Here is a 15,656-nt window from a genome sequence, read left to right as displayed (position 1 = left end):
AGGGCAGAATCGGTCCTGATATGTCGACCAATCGCGTTCTCGCTCTTTTGGAGCTGCTGCAGGCCAGGCCCGGGCTCACCGGTGCCGAGCTGGCCGAGCGCCTGGAGGTCGACGTGCGGAGCGTGCGCCGCTACGTGCGCAGGCTGGAGGACCTCGGCATTCCGGTGGAGGCCGAGCGGGGACGCTACGGCGGCTACCGGCTCATGCCGGGATACCGGCTGCCGCCGCTCATGCTGACCGGCGACGAGGCGACCGCCGTGGTGCTCGGGCTGCTCGCGGGCCGCCGCGCGGGTCTGACGGTGGGCGAGGGGGCGGCCGAGAGCGCGCTCGCGAAGATCCAGCGGGTGCTGCCCGACGCCCTGCGCGACCGGGTCGGCGCGTCGAGGACATGGTCGGCCTGACCACCCGTTCCGCCGCGACCGCCCGGCCGAGCGGCGCCACGCTGCTGACGCTGGCCGACGCGGCCCGCCGCCGCCTGCGCGTACGGCTGGCCTACCGGTCGTACCGGGGACAGGACAGCGAGCGGACGGTCGATCCCTACGGGCTGGTGTTCCACTCGGGCCGCTGGTATCTGACCGGCCACGACCACCGCAGGGGCGAGGTGCGGACGTTCCGGCTCGACCGGATCGGCCGGGCGGAGACGACGGAGGAGGGGTTCCCCGCTCCGGGGGAGTTCGACGCGGTCGCCCACGTCATCGCGTCTCTGGCCTCCGTGCCGTACCGGTACGAGGTCGAGGTGGTGCTGGCCACGACGATGGAGGAGGCGCGGCGGCGGATCCCGCCGACGGTGGCCGCGCTCGCTCCGGCGGACGGCGGCGTGCGGATGACCGGCCGCGCCGAGCGGCTGGACGGCATGGCCCAGGTGCTGTCCGGCCTCGGCGTGCCGTTCACCGTGGTCGGGCCGCCCGAACTGCGGGAGGAGGTCCGGGCGCTCGCCCGTCGCCTGCAGGAGTGGGCCGGTCAGGGTCCCGAGACGCTGACCGCCGATGGCGGCGAGCAGGCGCGGCTTCTCTCCTGATCGCCGGTGACGCGGCCCACGCGCCGGTGGTTCACGCGTTCTGGCTGAGGCGTGCCGTCGTTCCGTCCGGCGTACGGACGACGTCGGACACGGCGGCACCGAGGGGGCCCGGCCGTTCTCCCGCGTCGTGCTCGCCGGCCCCGGCCGGTTCGTGCGCGATCGGGCCGCCGGGCGGGAGACCGCGCCGCCGGGCCACCAAGTCGGACAAAAGGTCCTCCCACCGGGCGCCGATGACGTCGAGGTCGTAACGGGCGGCCGTCTTCAGCGCGTTGGCGCCCATCTCGCGGCGCAGGTCCTCGTCCTCGATGAGCGCGCAGATGGCGTCGGCCATCGCGTGGATCTTCTCCGGCTTCACCAGCAGCCCGTCGTGGCCGTGGGTGATCATCTCCTTGGGGCCGGTCGGGCAGTCGTAGCTGACGACCGGGACGCCCTTGCTCATCGCCTCCAGGATGACCATCGGCATGCCCTCGTGGCGGGAGCTCAGCACGAACATCGAGGCGTCCGCGAGGACGGCGCCGACGTCCTCGGCCGGGCCTTCGAGGAACACCCGCTCGGAGAGCCCGCGCTTGTCGATCGACGCCTGGAGCTTCTCCTGCCGGGGGCCGCCGCCGTAGATCCGCAGCGTCCAGTCCGGATGCCGCGCCGCCACGTGCGCCCACGCGCGGATGAGCAGGTCGTAGCCCTTGCCCCAGGTCAGGCGGCCCACGGTGACGACGGTCTTCGCGGTGAGCGGCGAGACGCCGCCGTTCAGGCGGGGCGTCGCGTTGGGCACCTGCGCCAGCACGGCGGGGAGGTCCTTGCGCGCCTTCCCGAAGGAGCGCTCGTAGGTGCGCAGGTCGGCCTGGGTGAGGGTGACGACCGCGTCGTGCCTGCCGTACCTGCGGATGATCTGCTTGCGCACCAGCGGCTGGTGCGAGGACAGGTTCCCGTGCTCCTGGGCCACCGTGATGATCTCCGGGGGAGCGAAGCGCGCGGCGATCAAATTCAGGCCGGGCCGGGTCCCGATGAGGATGCCCCGGCGGCGGGAGCGGATGTAGCGGACCAGCTTGAGATCGGTGCGCAGGGTGAACCAGTGGTAGGCCGCCTCGTCCTTCGGCACCAGCCTGCTCGGGAACCGCGACAGCAGGCCCTTGCGGCGGGGCAGCCGGTCGTCGAGGTAGCGGACGCGCACTCCGGGGGGCACGGGGAGGAAGGGCTCCTCACGTTCCCGCACGACGCTCACGATCTCGACGTCGTGGGTGCGCGCCAGATATCCGGCGAGGTTGAAGACCGTCCGGATCGTGCCCCCCATGCCGTTGGCGTGCAGCAGCAGGATGCGGATCTCGCGACCGTCGGGCGGCGGCGCCGACCTGGCACGCTGGCGGTCACGGGCCTCCAGCGCCCGTACGACCACCCTGGCCGCTTTCCTTGCCACCCTGCGGTGAAGAGAAGCCACAGTCACGCCCCGTTTCGCGTCAGATGAAGATCCCCTTTCCCTATGACGTAACCGGCAGTTGTTCCGTTGTTGTGAACTAGGTCACATCGTGCTTGGAAAGCCGATATATGGTCGTCCGTTTGCTGGGGGCGTCCTCCAGGAAGGCCGGCACCTGGTGCACCGCGACCTGCTCGAACACGCCTTCAGGGAGATAGGAGCAGGCGCGGTCGGGCACTCCGATAAGGACATCGCCGCCTGCTCGGGACAGGAACGGGGTGACCCGCCGGGCCAGCGGCTCCTCGTAGTAGACGTCCCCGGCCAGCACGACCTGCTGGGACGGCGTTCCGTCGAGCAGGTCGCCTTCGGCGACCCGCACCGCGACGCCGTTGGCGCGGGCGTTCACGCGGACGGCCGCCAGCGCGTACGGGTCGACGCGTTGGCGACGACCAGGGCGGCGCCGGCCAGCGCCGCGGCGACCGCGACCAGCCCCGAGCCCGTGGCGAGGTCGAGGACGGTGCGGCCCCGCACGATCTCGGGGTGGTCGAGCACGTGCCGGGCCAGCGCCTGCCCGCCGGCCCAGGGGCAGGCCCAGAAGGGCAGCCGCCCGGCACGCTCCCACAGCTCGTACACGCGGTCGTCCCCGCCCACGTCCGGCACGGCACCCGGAACGGCGGCCGGCGTGATCAGGCGCAGCCGTATCTCCGGCACGTACGGCACGGCCGCGAGCCTGGTGTGCGCGCGGACGAAGTCCTCGGCGTCGTCCTCCACGGCCGCCGATCGTAGCCGCCCGGACACGTGTCCGGGCTACGAGTCCGCGAGGAGGATCGGAACGGCCGGCAGCGACGAAACCGCGTCTCCGCGCCGGAAAGGGACGTGCGTCATACCGTACGGCTCGCTCGCGGTCCGTCCAGCCCCCATGAGACGATCTTGGTGGGCGTGATCCTGATGATCTCTCGGGACAGGCCGGGCAGGGGCGGCTCCTGATCCGTCAGCGCCACCGCCGTGCCCCGGATCTCGATGCCCCGGGGCATCCACGGATCGGCCGTCGCCAGATCGTCCACGACGAACGCGACCGTGCTGCCCTGCTGGACGTTCCGGAACTTCTTCGACCTGCCCAGCGCGCCCCCGCCGATGACGATCGTGCCGGTGCCGGCTTCGAGGAAGAAATTGGTCGGGTTGTTCTGCACCTGCCCGTCGGGTGAGACGGTGGCGAGCCGCCCGATGCGCTGCGTGGACAGGTAATCGAGTTCGACCTGGGTGAAGATCATAGATGTCGTTCCTTCCGTTGCTTCTGTGGTGACGGTCGCGACAGGCTCGCCCTCCGGCTGCCGAGGCCGATCGGCGCAGGCCGGGGGTCCTCACATCTGGACGTCGTCGGCGACAGTGGAGGCCGGAGTGTTGAGGATGCCGTCGAACGCGTCGAGGACGGGGGTGTGCACGTAGGCGCTCTGTATCCGGATGCGGTCGGGGCCGGGGATCTCGTGGCGCGCCCGGCGGAGATCGGCGACGGCGAGTCCGAGACCGGCGTCGGCGAAGGCGGCTTCGACGCTTCCGGGCTCGGGCGGCTCCAGGGCGGTGTTGTCGATGGCGAAACCGAAGCGAGCGTTCTCATCCGGACGCATGTCGGCGGTGTGCCCGGTGATGCTGGTCAGGGCGAGGGCGACGTAGTCATCGCCCAGGGAGTTGTGCAGATGCTGTCCCATCGGGAGCCCCGTGAGGTGCCCGTCGAAGGAGACCGGCGTTTTCTGGATGTGGGCGTTGTGGGCCGCCAGCACGATGCGGGTTCCGGGGCCGAGGCGCTCCAGGTGCCACAGGACCGACCCGGCCATGTAGACGTCCCGGGCCGAGGCGTCGGCGGTCAGGCCGCTTCCGGCGTACAGGTCGGCCATGGCGCGGAAGGTGTAGTCGCCTTGGCAGGCGCCTTCCAGGCGGCGCAAAGCGATGTCGTAGCTGCGCTGGTCCGCGCGGGAGACGTACAGCGGTTCGACGGCCCGGAACCGGATGAGCAGGCGCATCAGGATCGCGCTGAGGGCGTCCTGTTCGGCGCTGGTCAGGCGGGTCCACGCGGGCGCGGCTGCGGCCGCGGAGGCACCGGCGAACGATCCGGCGATCCGCATCGCCGTCTGGACCGCCGGTAGGGCTTCGGGGTCGACCTGGCGCAGGTAGTCGGCGACCGGGGCCAGGGCGGGAAGCAGGGACCCGCCGGCCGCCGGGATGTCGATCCCGGCGAAACGCACCGGCACCGCGGCTGTGGCGTTGTGCCGGCGGATCCAGCGCAGTGGCTCGTCGACCCCCACGGGGATCGCCGCGGCGAGATGGGCCGACAGATCATGGTCCGTGCCCTCCCCCTGAGCCCAGGCGTCAAGGGGGAAGCCTTCGCTGAAGCCGTACTCGAAGGCCAGGACGGTGAAGCCGCAGCGTTCGGCCAGGAACCGCAGGATTCGCCGGCGCATGAGAGAGAACTCGGTGATGAAGTGGGAGTTCTCGCCGATCGCGACGACGCGCGCGTCGCCGACTATGTCGCGCAGCGGCTCCAGATCATCGAGTGGCGCCGCCGGATCGAGGTGGGTGAGCGGAACGGCATGGCGGTGAAGCCAGCCGGCGAACGGGTTGTGGTGGGACGAAGCGGGCATGCAGATGGCTCGATTCCGAAGTGCTGGAACTCTGAAGTGCTGAAACGCGAGTGGATCAACGGTGCGGGGGCGCCGGCGCGCCGTCTCCAGTTCGTCGATGCTTCCGGACATGATCGTGCGGAGGTGTTCGGTGATGTGCTGGAGCGGCCAGTCCCACCAGGCCACCGCGAGGAGGCGCTCGATGTCCGCGTCGCTGTAGCGGCGGCGGATGAGCCGGGCGGGGTTGCCGCCCACGATGCCGTAGTCGGGGACGTCGTCGACGACGACGGACCCGGAGGCGATGATCGCTCCGTGGCCGATGCGTACGCCGGGCATCACCATGGACCGGTATCCGAGCCAGACGTCGTTGCCGACCACGGTGTCACCCCGTGCGGGCAGGCCGGTGATGAGGTCGAAGTGCTCCACCCAGGAGCCGCCCATGATAGGGAAGGGGAACGTCGAGGGGCCGTCCATGCGATGGTTGGCGCCGTTCATGATGAACCGCACACCCTCGCCCAGCGCGCAGAACTTCCCGATGACCAGTTTCTCCGGCCCGTAGTGGTACAGCACGTTGCGGGTCTCGAAAGCGGTCGGCTCGTCCGGGTCGTCGTAGTAGGAGAACTCTCCGACCTCGATCAGCGGTGAGGTGATCAGCGGTTTGAGCAGCACCACCCGCGGCTGCTCGGGCATCGGATGCAGCACGGTCGGGTCGGCGGGCACGGTCGGCATCACGTTGTTTCCTTCCAAGGGGTGTTCACGGGCCTGGGCGCGTCAGGCGTCGTGGACCTCTGACGGCTCGCCGAGCATGCGCGCCAGGGCGAGGGACTGCCGCAGCCCACAGGACGGCCGGCGACCGGCGCCGAGAGCCGGGCGGCAGGCGCGGTGGGATGTCTTGCCGAATTCGTTCTCACGGGGGATCCCAGCCCGCGGCGAGCGAGCAGGTCACCGAGTCACGGGCGAGCCTGCGGTCGAAGGACGTGGCGAACGCAAGAGCGGTGATCTGTGCAGGCGTTCAGGCGATCCGAAGCACTCGGGACAGGGCGGCCGGCAGAGGCCGCACGGCCGGGCGAACGCTTCGGAAGAGCATCGATTACTCCATTATTGCGACAGTTGGTGCATTAAGATACTGCCACGACGTCGTCCCCCCGAGCAACCGGACCACCAGCGATGACTCCTTCGGCACCACCACCGGAGGGCGCCCGGCCCGTGCCGGCGCCCCGGCCCCGCCCCGGCGGCCGTACCGCCCGTATCCGCAGGCAGGTGCTCGACGCGGTCTCGCGGAGCTCGGGGAACACGGTTATGACGGGCTCACCATGGACGCCGTCGCCGCCCGCGCGGGTGTGCACCGTGCGACGGTGTATCGGCGCTGGGGAGATGCCGGAGGGCTGCTCGCCGACGTCCTGGACGCGGCCAGTGACGACGCCTGGCAACCCCCGGACACCGGCTCCCTGGAGGGCGACCTGGCGGCGCTGAACCGCGAGATCCAGGACGCGCTGACCGCACAGCCGCCGATCGTGGCGGCCCTGATCGCCGCCTCGTTCCGCTCCGAAAAGGCCGACCACGCCCAACGGCGGCTCTGGGAGGACCGCTACGCCCGCTGTGAGGTCATCGTCGACCGGGCCATCCAGCGCGCCGAACTCCCCCCGCACACCGACGCCCGGCCACTGCTCATCGCCGCCACCGCACCCGTGTACCACCAACTGGTGCTTCTCCGCACACCACCCGACCCCGGCCTGCCCGGCCGGGCGGCCAGAACAGCCGCCCTCGCCGCATCCGCCGGCGCCTTCACCACGCCCTCATCGGCCGGCGACACCTGACGGGCCCGGGCCGCCCCGGCCGATCCGGGTACGCGACGTGTGGCGGTTCGCGCGGCCGGGTGCACGGGAACCCTGCGGGTGGAAGGCGGCCACCTAAAGGAGCGTGAGCTGTTCGGGCGTCGCGGCCGGTGCGGGCGGGGGGGAGCAGCCGCTCACCGGGCCGCTGCCCAGCGCGGGCGCCGCGCGCTCCTGCTGCTCGGTCACCGCGCGCTCCTGCTGCTTCACCCCCGCGCGGGGCCGATCGGCCGATGCCGTGCTCGCGGGCGAGCGTGCGCACGGCCTGGTTGATCCGTTCCTGGTACGCCTTGGGCGCGTAGGCGCCCCGGCCGTACAGCTCCAGATAGCGGGGGACGAGCCGGGGATGCTCGCGCGACAGCCAGGCCATGAACCACTCGCGCGCGCCCGGCCGCAGGTGGAGCACGATCGGTGTGACGTGCGTCGCGCCGGTCTCGGCGATGCGGCGCACGGTGCTCTCCAGTGCCCGCGGGGAGTCGCACAGATAGGGGAGGATCGGCGCCATGAGCACGCCGCACGGGATGCCGTGCTCGTTCAGCGTGGCGCACACCTCCAGCCGCTTGCGCGGCGACGGGGTGCCGGGCTCGACGGCCCGCCACAGCGACTCGTCGGTGAACCCCACCGAGACGGCCGTGCTGACGTCGGTCACCTCGGCCGCCTCGGCGAGCAGGTCGAGGTCGCGCAGGATCAGCGAGCCCTTGGTGAGGATCGAGAACGGGTTGCGGGCGTCCCGCAGGGCCGCGAGGATGCCCGGCATCAGCCGGTAGCGGCCCTCGGCCCGCTGGTAGCAGTCGACGTTGGTCCCCATCGCGATGGGGTGCCCGCCCCATCGAGGCGCCGCCAGCTCCCTGCGTACGAGGTCGGGGGCGTTGACCTTCACGACGATCTTCGAGTCGAAGTCGCGGCCGGAGTCCAGGTCGAGGTATTCGTGCGTCCTGCGGGCGAAGCAGTACGTGCACGCGTGGGTGCAGCCCCGGTAGGGATTGATCGTCCACTCGAACGGGACCCGGCTGGCCGAGGGGACCCGATTGATGATCGACCGCGCGTGGATCTCGTAGAACGTCACGCCCCGGAACTCCGGCGTGTCGAAGGTCCGGGTCACGGCGGACCGGGCGAACAGGGGCGTCGTCTCGCCCTGCCCGCCGTCTTGCCCTCTGTCCCCCGTGTCCATGCCCACGTCGAGGCGCAGCCCGTCCCATCGCACTCTTCGATTAGAACAGAGGTTCGATGGAGATCGCAACGTGCAACGCGTCGTAAATCGCGGCCCTGGAAACGGCTAACGATCTTCATCGTTGGGCAGAACGTCGGCACATACCTTGCGTTCTGGGAGAGTTGCGCGATGGCCTGGTCGCAGGACGAAGAGCGGATGCTGGCGATGATCGAGCGGCACCTCACCGACGAGGATCCGAAGCTTGCGGCCAGGCTCGAGTCGTTCAACCACCGTGCGGGGCGCGGGCGGCAGGGGCGGGGTGCGGGCCGTCGCCGGCCGGGCCGCTCCACCGTGATCATCGCGGTGAGCTGGCTGCTCATCGCCACGTTGATCGCGACCTTGCTGGTCATGGCCCTGCGGCACGACGCCGCGGCTCTCCCGGTGTAACGGCGTTCAGGACCTCGCCGAGCACCCACACCCCCCGCCGATCAGGTTGGACGCGGATGATCGGGTAGCGGTCATGTAATGCGAGCGTGGTTGGGTGCCAGGCGTGCTCGGCACCCAACCACCGGCCGAAGAAGGCCCGGCGCGAGCCGGTTCAGCTCTTACGCCGTCACCTGGGGGTGTCGGTCTTCGGGGGTTTTCTCCTCGTCCGCCGACGTGGAGATCTTGTTTTGCGGACCGCGGACGGCGGTGTAGACGAACAGGACGCACATGACGACGACACCTGCCCACATGGCCTGCTGCCAGCCGTCGACGAAGGACTGACGGGCGGCATCGACCAGCGCCTGCGCGTGGGAGCCGGCAGTGCCCGCGGCCTCGATGGCGTTGGCGACGCCCTGGCGTGCGGCGTCCGCCGCGCCTTGAGGGATGCCGCCGAGCCTGTCATCGATGGCACTGCGGTAGCCACTCGCCAGGAGGGCGCCGAGCAGGGCGATGCCGAGTGCGGTGCCGAACTCGCGGGTGATGTCGTTGAGCGCGGAGGCGACACCCTGCTTCTCCCGCGACAGGGAGCTGGTGATGGCCTCGGTGGAAGGGGTCATCGACAGGCCCATGCCGATGCCCATGGCGAGCATGCCGGGCAGGATGGACAGGTAGCCGCCGTCGACGGAGACGATGCCGGCCATGAGGGCCAGACCGGCGCCGAACAACGCGATTCCCGCCGCCATGGTCGGGCGGGCGCCGATACGCGCGGCCGACTTGTGCGCCAAGCCGGAGGTCATCATCATCAGCACGGCCATGGGCATCATCGCCAGGGTGGACAGCAGTCCCGACCAGCCGAGGACGGCTTGCAGGAATGGGAAGAGGACCACGAAGACACCCGCCTGGACACCGAAGACCACCAGCAGGGTGATGGAGCCGCCGGACAGGCCGCGCTCGCGGAAGAGGCGCACATCCAGCAGGGCCGCGTCCCTGCGGCGCAGCTCCCAGGCCACGAAGAAGATCAGGGCCGCCAGACCGGCGACGAGACTGGTCAGAGTGACAGGGTCGCCCCAGCCGCGCTCCGGGCCTTCCTGCAGGGCGAAGATGAGGCCTACCACGGCGACGACGGAGGCCAGTGCGCCCATGGTGTCGAAGGAGTGCCCGGAGCGCTCGCGAGAGTTGGGTACGGACCGCATCATGCCGAGCGAGACGAGGACCAGGACGACGGGCAGCACGAACAGCCACCGCCAGTCCGCCACGTCCACGAGCAAGGCGGAGAGGAACATGCCGATGATGCCGCCGCCTCCGGCGACGCCGGTCCACACGCCGATCGCCTTTCCACGCTGCTCGTCGGGAAAGGTCGAGGTGATCACGGCGAGGGTGATCGGCATGATCACCGCAGCGCCCACACCGCTGAGCACCCGGGCGGCGATCATGACCTCGGATGACGGGGCCAGGCCCGCCAGCGCGCCGGCGAATCCGAAGATGATCAGGCCGGTGATCAGCATAGGTTTGCGGCCCAGCCGGTCACCGATCGCGCCGAGCGGAAGCAGCAGCGCGGCCAGGGTGAGGGTGTAGATGTTGATGATCCACAGGATTGTGCTCTGCGAGGCGCCGAATTCGACGGCCATGTCAGGCTGGGCGACGTTCAACCCGGTCACCGAGGCGATGACCGCCATCAACGCGACACAGACGGCGATCAGGATGGAGCGCAGTTGGCGCGCGTCCGGCGCGCCCCTGCCGCTCGCTTCGGCGGTTGCCCCCGCTGCGGGCTGGTTCGTGCTCATGAATTTCCTCTCGGAAAAGGCAGGTCGAAAGGGGTGCATGGCCCAGCGGATCAGGGCCATCCACGTGCGACGATATCCATGCCTTGCATGAGGGGCATAGGATGTTGCCTATGAAGCAAGAAGATGAAGACTTGGACAGCCTCGTACGCAAACGCATCCGCGCCCTGCGGGTCGCACAGGGCTGGTCCCTGGAAGAGCTGGCCACCCGCGCCCGGCTCAGCCAGTCCTCACTGAGCCGGATCGAGAACGGTCAGCGCCGTCTCGCGCTGGATCAGCTCGTCACCCTCGCCCGCGCCCTGGACACCTCCCTCGACCAGCTGGTCGAGACCGCCACCGATGACGTCGTCACCAGCCCGATGATCGACGGCTCCCACGGCGTGATGCGCTGGCCGATCAAGGGCGACCCCGGCATGACCGTGATGCGTCAGCGCATGACCGAGCCGCCGCCCGACAATCCCGCCCGCATGCGCGCCCATCCGGGCCGGGAATGGCTTGTCGTCCTGTCCGGCACGGCGATCCTCATGCTGGGCCACCGCCGCTTCCGCCTCGAGGCCAACCAGGCTGCCGAGTTCCCCACGATGATGCCGCACGCCATCGGCGCCGAAGGCGGACCGTGCGAGATCCTGGGCATCTTCGACCGCGAGGCGCGGCGCGGACACCAGCGCGAGGATGGCGGCCGCGATGACCGAGAGGGCCATGACTGATACGCGAAAGGTGCCTGACGCCGCTGAACGCGCAAGGGTGGCCGTCTTGCGCGTCCGGCAGCACCGGCGGCCATCGTCTTGCGTTCTGCGAAAGAGATTATGCCGATCGCGCATGGCCTTCGTAATGTGACGTCATGACCCGAACACACCTGCACACCGGCCACGACCACCAGCACGGCGCCGGCAGCCAAGAGGAGATCCTCGACCTGGACGCGGAAGTCCTCGCCGAGCACCTCAGGGCCATCATCGAGTGGCTGCCCCTGGCCACCGGTCCGAGCCATATCGTGGATGTGGGCTGCGGCACCGGAGCGGGCACCTTCGCCCTCCTCGACCGCTTTCCCGAAGCGCGCGTCACAGCCGTCGACACCTCACCCGAGCACCTGCGGCGCCTGCGGGAGAAGGCATGCGCCCGTGACATGGATGACCGCGTGCACATCGTGCAGGCCGACCTCGACGACGCCGACTGGCCCGACCTCGGCACACCCGACCTCGTCTGGGCGTCGGCCTCGATGCACCACATGGCCGACCCCGAGCGCGTCATACGCAACATCCACGACCTGCTCGCGCCCGGCGGCCTGTTCACTGTCGTCGAACTGGCCGGCTTCCCCCGCTTCCTGCCCGCCGACGCACCCGAGGACCGGCCCGGCCTGGAAGAGCGCTGCCACGCCGCGACCGATCACCTCCACGCCGAACACCTGCCCCACCGCGGCGCCGACTGGGGACCGATGCTGACCGCCGCCGGATTCGCTCTCGAAGGCGAACGCACCATCACCGTGCACATCGAGGGCTCGCGCAGCGAGGCGATCGGCCGCTACGCCCTCAGCGCCCTGCAGCGCATCCGTGGCGCCGCCGCCCAGGCGCTCTCACCCGAAGACCTCGCCGCGCTCGATCGGCTGCTCGACACCGGCAGCCCGCACAGCATCCTGCGCCGCGGCGACCTCGCGGTACGCACAGAACGCACCGTCTGGGCCGCCCGCCGCACCTGAGCTCACCGAACGCGCAGACTTTGTTCGCCCGGCATCCTCAGCACCCGAGGTCAGGACAGGGACTTGAGGAAGTGCGCCGCGACCGGGGCGGCCACCTCGCCGCCCATGCCGCCGGCCTCCACGACGACGGCGAAGGCCAGGTCGCCGCGGAAGCCCATGAACCAGGCGTGCGAGTCGAGTTCGGGCCCGGTGCCGAACTCGGCGGTCCCGGTCTTGCCCGCCGTACCCGCGGGCAGCCCGGCGGCGTGGGCGGTCCCCTTGGTGACGACCGCCCGCATCATCGACCGCAGGTTCTTGACGACCTCCTCCGGCAGCTTCTTGGGAGCGGTCTTCTGCTCCAGCGAAGGCACCAGCGTGGGCGGCCGCCAGGAGCCGTCGGCCACCGCCGCCGCCACGGTCGCGATCACCAGCGGGCTGGCGGTGATCCTCGCCTGCCCGAACGACTCGGCGGCGAGTTCGGCGTCGCTGGTGGCCTTCGGCATGCTGCCGGGGGTCGCCGGGACGCCGATGCGCAGCGGCTGGTTGAAGCCCAGGTCCGTCGCCAGGTCGTACAGCTTGCGCGCGCCCAGCTTCTGGGCGGCGAGCGGGGCGAACGTCGTGTTGCACGAGTGGGCGTAGGAGTCGAGGAACGACAGCGACCCGAACGCCTCGTGGTCGGAGTTGCGGATCTTCAGCCCGCCGACGACCGCCTCCTTGGGGCAGGTCACCCGGCTCGACGGGGTGAGTCCCTCGGCCAGCAGCCCGGCCGCCGTGACCGTCTTGAACGTGGATCCGGGAGCGTACTTGCCGTCCAGCGCCCGGTTGAAGCCGCCCCGGTTGTTCACGACGGCGAGGATCTCGCCCGTCGAAGGCTTGACGGCGACGAGCGAGGCGGGTTTGTCCAGGTCGCGTACGGCGTCGGCGGCGGCCTTCTGCACCTTCAGGTCGAGGCTGGTCCGCAGGTCCTTGCCGGGGGAGCCGTTGACGGTGTGCAGGGTCTTCCGGCTCTCGCCCACCACCTGGATCTCGGTGGTGGGAGTGCCGGCGAGCTGCTTCTGGAACGTCTCCTGCAGGCCGCCGCGGCCCACGGCGTCGCCCTTCTTGTAGGCGGTGCCCAGCTTCTCGACGTCCTCGTCCTTGGCCTTGTCCAGGAAGCCGACGAGCTGCTGCACCGAGCCGCCCACGTCGCCGCCGTCGATGCGGTCGCCGTTGGCGTCGGTGACGGCCCCCCGCTGCGGCCACGACGTCTTCAGCGCCAGGTGGTTGGTCCCGTCGAGCGCGGGGTGGACTGCGGACGGCGACCAGTCGACCTTCCAGTAGTGGTCCTTGACCACGAGCTTGAGCGAGCCCTTGTAGGTCCAGTCGCCGACGTTCTTCACGGTGGCGGTCGCGGTGTAGGAGGCGGTCGCCCGGTCGTCCTTCGGCGCGCCGGCCCGTACGTCGCGGACGGCGACCTTCGTGACCGCGAGGTTCTTGGTGAGCTCGGCGTACGCCGCGTCGAAGCCGGCGGCGGGTGAGGCGAGCTCCGCCTTCATCGCCGCGAGGTCGCCCCTCGACCAGGCCGCGGTGAACCGGGCCGCGGTCTCCTGCGGCGTGCCGCGTGTGTGCAGCACGTAGTAGGCGCCACCCGCGGCCGCCCCCGCCAGCACGACGGCCGCGGCGGCCGAGATCGCGATCGTACGTCCTCGTGGCACGCACACCCCCAATGACGGCCCTGTGGTCGGGACCAGAGCCTAGCGGGGCCAAATCGTTATTTACACTCCTGCTTCCCCGGCGCCCTTGACGCTGGCGCCGTACCGGGGGACGTACTCCTGGCCGGACAGGCGCTGGATCGCGGCCATGACCTCGTCGGTCACCCGCCGCCGGTCCCGGGCGCTGCCCGGGTCGCCGGTGAAGGTCATCGGCTCGCCGAACCGCACGCCGATGCTGTGCAGGCGCGGCACCGTGGTGCCGGGCGGCAGCACCTTCTCGGTGCCGAGCATGGCGACGGGCACGACCGGGGCGCCGGTGGTCAGCGTGAGCCAGGCCACGCCCACCTTCCCCCGGTACAGCCGGCCGTCGGGGGAGCGGGTGCCCTCGGGGTAGATGCCGAACAGTTCGCCCGCCTTCAGCACCTCCACCGCGGCGTCGAGCATGTCCTGGGCGGCGGAGACGTTCTCCCGGTCGATCTCCATCGCCCCCATCGCGCGCATCCACGCCGCGACGAGGGGGTTGCCGGTGAAGTACTCCTTCTTCGCCACGAATCGCACCATCCGCGGCACCACGGCCGGCATGAAGAACGAGTCGAGCACGGACAGGTGGTTGGAGGCGAGGATCGCGGGCCCGTGCGCGGGGACGTGCTCACGTCCTTCCATCCGCGGCCGCCACAGCGCGTGCATGACGGGAACGCTGACGAACTTCAGGGCGGGGTAGAGCACGGCCTCTCCTTCTCCGGTCCGACGGACATACCCTAGGCCGCCCGGACCACCGTTCAGGTGTACGACCCCTGCAACACACTCCCTCGTGTTTTGTACGGCTTCACCAACGGTTTTCTGTACCTACTAGTATGTACGGCATGAGCACGCCGGACCGCCTGATCGAGAGCACCCGCGAACTGCTGTGGGAGCGCGGCTACGTCGGGACCAGCCCGCGGGCCATCCAGCAGCGGGCGGGAGCCGGGCAGGGCAGCATGTATCACCACTTCTCCGGCAAGCCCGACCTCGCGCTGGCCGCGATCGGCCGTACGGCGGAGGAGATGCGCGCCGGGGTCGAGGAGATCCTGGACGGTCCGGGCACGGCCCTCGAACGCGTGTCGGCCTACCTGCGGCGCGAGCGGGAGGTGCTCCGGGGCTGCCCGATCGGCCGGCTCACCCAGGACCCCGACGTCATGGCCGATCCGGCGCTGCGGCGGCCGGTGGAGGAGACGTTCGCGTGGCTGCGCGACCGGCTCGCGACGGTGCTGGCCGAGGGGCGCGACCGGGGCGAACTCGGCGCCGGTCTCGATCCCGGAGCGACCGCCGCGACGGTCGTGGCGGTGCTGCAGGGCGGATACGTCCTGGCCCGCGCGGCCGGCTCACCCGAGCCGTTCCACCAGGCCGTCGACGGCGTGCTCGCCCTGCTGTCCCGCATCTGAGCGTCCCAGGAGACCCGCGCCGTGTACGCGATGCAGTACGAGATCACCCTGCCCGCCGGCTACGACATGTCGATCATCCGGGAGCGGTGGCCACCCGCGGGCACGCCCTCGACGACCGGGCCGGGCTCGGCCTCAAGGCCTACCTGATCCGCGAGCGGGGCGTCGCCGGGTCGCCGGTCAACCAGTACGCGCCGTTCTACCTCTGGCACGACGCCGGGAGGATGGGCGAGTTCCTGGTCGGCGGGGGCGGTTTCCAGGGGATCGTCGGCGACTTCGGCCGGCCGGTCGTCCAGCATTGGACGGGCCTGGCCGTCGAGGCGGGCCCGGCCAGGAGGACGGCGCCCCTCACGGCGCCCCGCACGGCGTCGCGCCTGCTGACGCCGATGCCCGCCTCGGCCGACCCGGCCGAGCAGGTGGCCGCCGCCCTCGCCGAGCTGCGTGACCTGGGCGGCGCGGAGGGCCTGCACACCGCCGCCCTCGCCCTGGACCCGCATCACTGGCGCCTGGTGACGTTCGCGCTGTGGGAGCGGGAGGTGCCCGCCGCGCACGCCGGCGCGGAACGCTACGAGGTGCTGCACCTGTCCGCGCCCGGCCTGGCGAGCCTGCCCCGGGGCCGGGCCTGGTGAGCAGGGCGGGAAA

The 15,656-nt window shown here is 70.9% G+C and carries 16 protein-coding genes and 2 pseudogenes; 8 read left to right on the top strand and 10 right to left on the bottom strand.

Going from position 1 to position 15,656, the window contains the following annotated elements; all coding sequences use genetic code 11:
• Positions 1-20 precede the first annotated feature (20 nt).
• Both B1L11_RS50055 and B1L11_RS50050 read left to right on the top strand, forming a co-directional pair.
• Positions 21-401, top strand: a complete 381-nt coding sequence (locus B1L11_RS50055) for a YafY family protein (RefSeq protein ID WP_256862328.1) — start codon at positions 21-23, stop codon at positions 399-401.
• Entirely contained in the window at positions 389-1,018 is a 630-nt protein-coding gene (locus tag B1L11_RS50050) for a YafY family protein (protein WP_256862327.1), read from the top strand. The genes B1L11_RS50055 and B1L11_RS50050 overlap by 13 nt, the downstream gene beginning before the upstream one ends.
• A gap of 31 nt (positions 1,019-1,049) precedes the next feature.
• On the opposite strand, the gene B1L11_RS07910 is transcribed toward B1L11_RS50050, so the two are convergent.
• The 6 genes and pseudogenes from B1L11_RS07910 to B1L11_RS54580 form a co-directional block, all read right to left on the bottom strand.
• Positions 1,050-2,432: a glycosyltransferase family 4 protein gene (locus B1L11_RS07910; RefSeq protein WP_256862326.1), complete on the bottom strand. Its 1,383-nt coding sequence runs from the start codon at positions 2,430-2,432 to the stop codon at positions 1,050-1,052.
• 97 nt (positions 2,433-2,529) lie between these two features.
• Positions 2,530-2,835 carry a hypothetical protein gene (locus B1L11_RS47965; RefSeq protein ID WP_218670961.1) on the bottom strand — a complete coding sequence of 102 codons (306 nt, stop codon included), beginning with the start codon at positions 2,833-2,835 and terminating at the stop codon, positions 2,530-2,532.
• On the bottom strand, positions 2,832-3,200 hold the full coding sequence (locus B1L11_RS47960; RefSeq protein ID WP_218670960.1) for a hypothetical protein: 369 nt from the start codon (positions 3,198-3,200) through the stop codon (positions 2,832-2,834). The genes B1L11_RS47965 and B1L11_RS47960 overlap by 4 nt, the downstream gene beginning before the upstream one ends.
• A 110-nt stretch (positions 3,201-3,310) precedes the next feature.
• The gene (locus B1L11_RS07900; protein WP_179155036.1) at positions 3,311-3,700 is read right to left on the bottom strand and encodes a PPOX class F420-dependent oxidoreductase; all 390 of its coding nucleotides are present in this window, start codon (positions 3,698-3,700) and stop codon (positions 3,311-3,313) included.
• A gap of 90 nt (positions 3,701-3,790) precedes the next feature.
• Positions 3,791-5,065, bottom strand: coding sequence for an erythromycin esterase family protein (locus tag B1L11_RS54585; RefSeq protein ID WP_079313953.1), 1,275 nt, complete (start codon positions 5,063-5,065; stop codon positions 3,791-3,793).
• A gap of 78 nt (positions 5,066-5,143) precedes the next feature.
• Positions 5,144-5,773 (bottom strand): annotated as a pseudogene (locus B1L11_RS54580) (CatB-related O-acetyltransferase); the annotation flags it as partial.
• Between the two features lie 584 nt (positions 5,774-6,357).
• Here B1L11_RS54580 and B1L11_RS07885 point away from each other — a divergent pair.
• Entirely contained in the window at positions 6,358-6,861 is a 504-nt protein-coding gene (locus B1L11_RS07885) for a TetR-like C-terminal domain-containing protein (protein WP_179155035.1), read from the top strand.
• On the opposite strand, the gene B1L11_RS07880 is transcribed toward B1L11_RS07885, so the two are convergent.
• Complete coding sequence (locus B1L11_RS07880; RefSeq protein WP_256862324.1) at positions 6,830-8,080, bottom strand: Rv2578c family radical SAM protein; 1,251 nt, start codon at positions 8,078-8,080, stop codon at positions 6,830-6,832. The two genes, B1L11_RS07885 and B1L11_RS07880, sit on opposite strands and share 32 nt — an antisense overlap.
• A 135-nt stretch (positions 8,081-8,215) precedes the next feature.
• Here B1L11_RS07880 and B1L11_RS07875 point away from each other — a divergent pair, with 135 nt between their 5' ends.
• Entirely contained in the window at positions 8,216-8,473 is a 258-nt protein-coding gene (locus B1L11_RS07875; protein WP_079313873.1) for a DUF3040 domain-containing protein, read from the top strand.
• Between the two features lie 158 nt (positions 8,474-8,631).
• Here the strand turns inward: B1L11_RS07875 and B1L11_RS07870 are convergent, their stop codons facing one another.
• Entirely contained in the window at positions 8,632-10,296 is a 1,665-nt protein-coding gene (locus B1L11_RS07870) for an MFS transporter (protein WP_218670959.1), read from the bottom strand.
• Between the two features lie 50 nt (positions 10,297-10,346).
• Between B1L11_RS07870 and B1L11_RS07865 the strand changes: the two genes are divergently transcribed.
• Together B1L11_RS07865 and B1L11_RS07860 are read left to right on the top strand one after the other, a co-directional pair.
• Complete coding sequence (locus tag B1L11_RS07865) at positions 10,347-10,940, top strand: helix-turn-helix domain-containing protein (protein WP_218670958.1); 594 nt, start codon at positions 10,347-10,349, stop codon at positions 10,938-10,940.
• Positions 10,941-11,074: 134 nt separating this feature from the next.
• On the top strand, positions 11,075-11,926 hold the full coding sequence (locus tag B1L11_RS07860) for a trans-aconitate 2-methyltransferase (RefSeq protein ID WP_079313870.1): 852 nt from the start codon (positions 11,075-11,077) through the stop codon (positions 11,924-11,926).
• Positions 11,927-11,976: 50 nt separating this feature from the next.
• On the opposite strand, the gene B1L11_RS07855 is transcribed toward B1L11_RS07860, so the two are convergent.
• Together B1L11_RS07855 and B1L11_RS07850 are read right to left on the bottom strand one after the other, a co-directional pair.
• A complete protein-coding gene (locus B1L11_RS07855; RefSeq protein ID WP_079313952.1) occupies positions 11,977-13,599 on the bottom strand; it encodes a penicillin-binding transpeptidase domain-containing protein in 1,623 nt (540 codons plus the stop codon).
• Between the two features lie 60 nt (positions 13,600-13,659).
• On the bottom strand, positions 13,660-14,283 hold the full coding sequence (locus tag B1L11_RS07850; protein ID WP_079313951.1) for a 1-acyl-sn-glycerol-3-phosphate acyltransferase: 624 nt from the start codon (positions 14,281-14,283) through the stop codon (positions 13,660-13,662).
• Between the two features lie 176 nt (positions 14,284-14,459).
• On the opposite strand from B1L11_RS07850, the gene B1L11_RS07845 reads away from it, so the two are divergent.
• Positions 14,460-15,017 (top strand): TetR/AcrR family transcriptional regulator, encoded by a 558-nt coding sequence (locus B1L11_RS07845; RefSeq protein WP_079313950.1) that lies wholly within the window; start codon positions 14,460-14,462, stop codon positions 15,015-15,017.
• Between the two features lie 30 nt (positions 15,018-15,047).
• Positions 15,048-15,643, top strand: a pseudogene (locus tag B1L11_RS07840) (DUF4865 family protein).
• Positions 15,644-15,656: the final 13 nt, after the last annotated feature.

This window comes from Microbispora sp. GKU 823, from assembly GCF_002027145.1.
GTDB lineage: Bacteria > Actinomycetota > Actinomycetes > Streptosporangiales > Streptosporangiaceae > Microbispora > Microbispora siamensis.
This window is presented reverse-complemented; position numbering and strand designations above follow the sequence as displayed.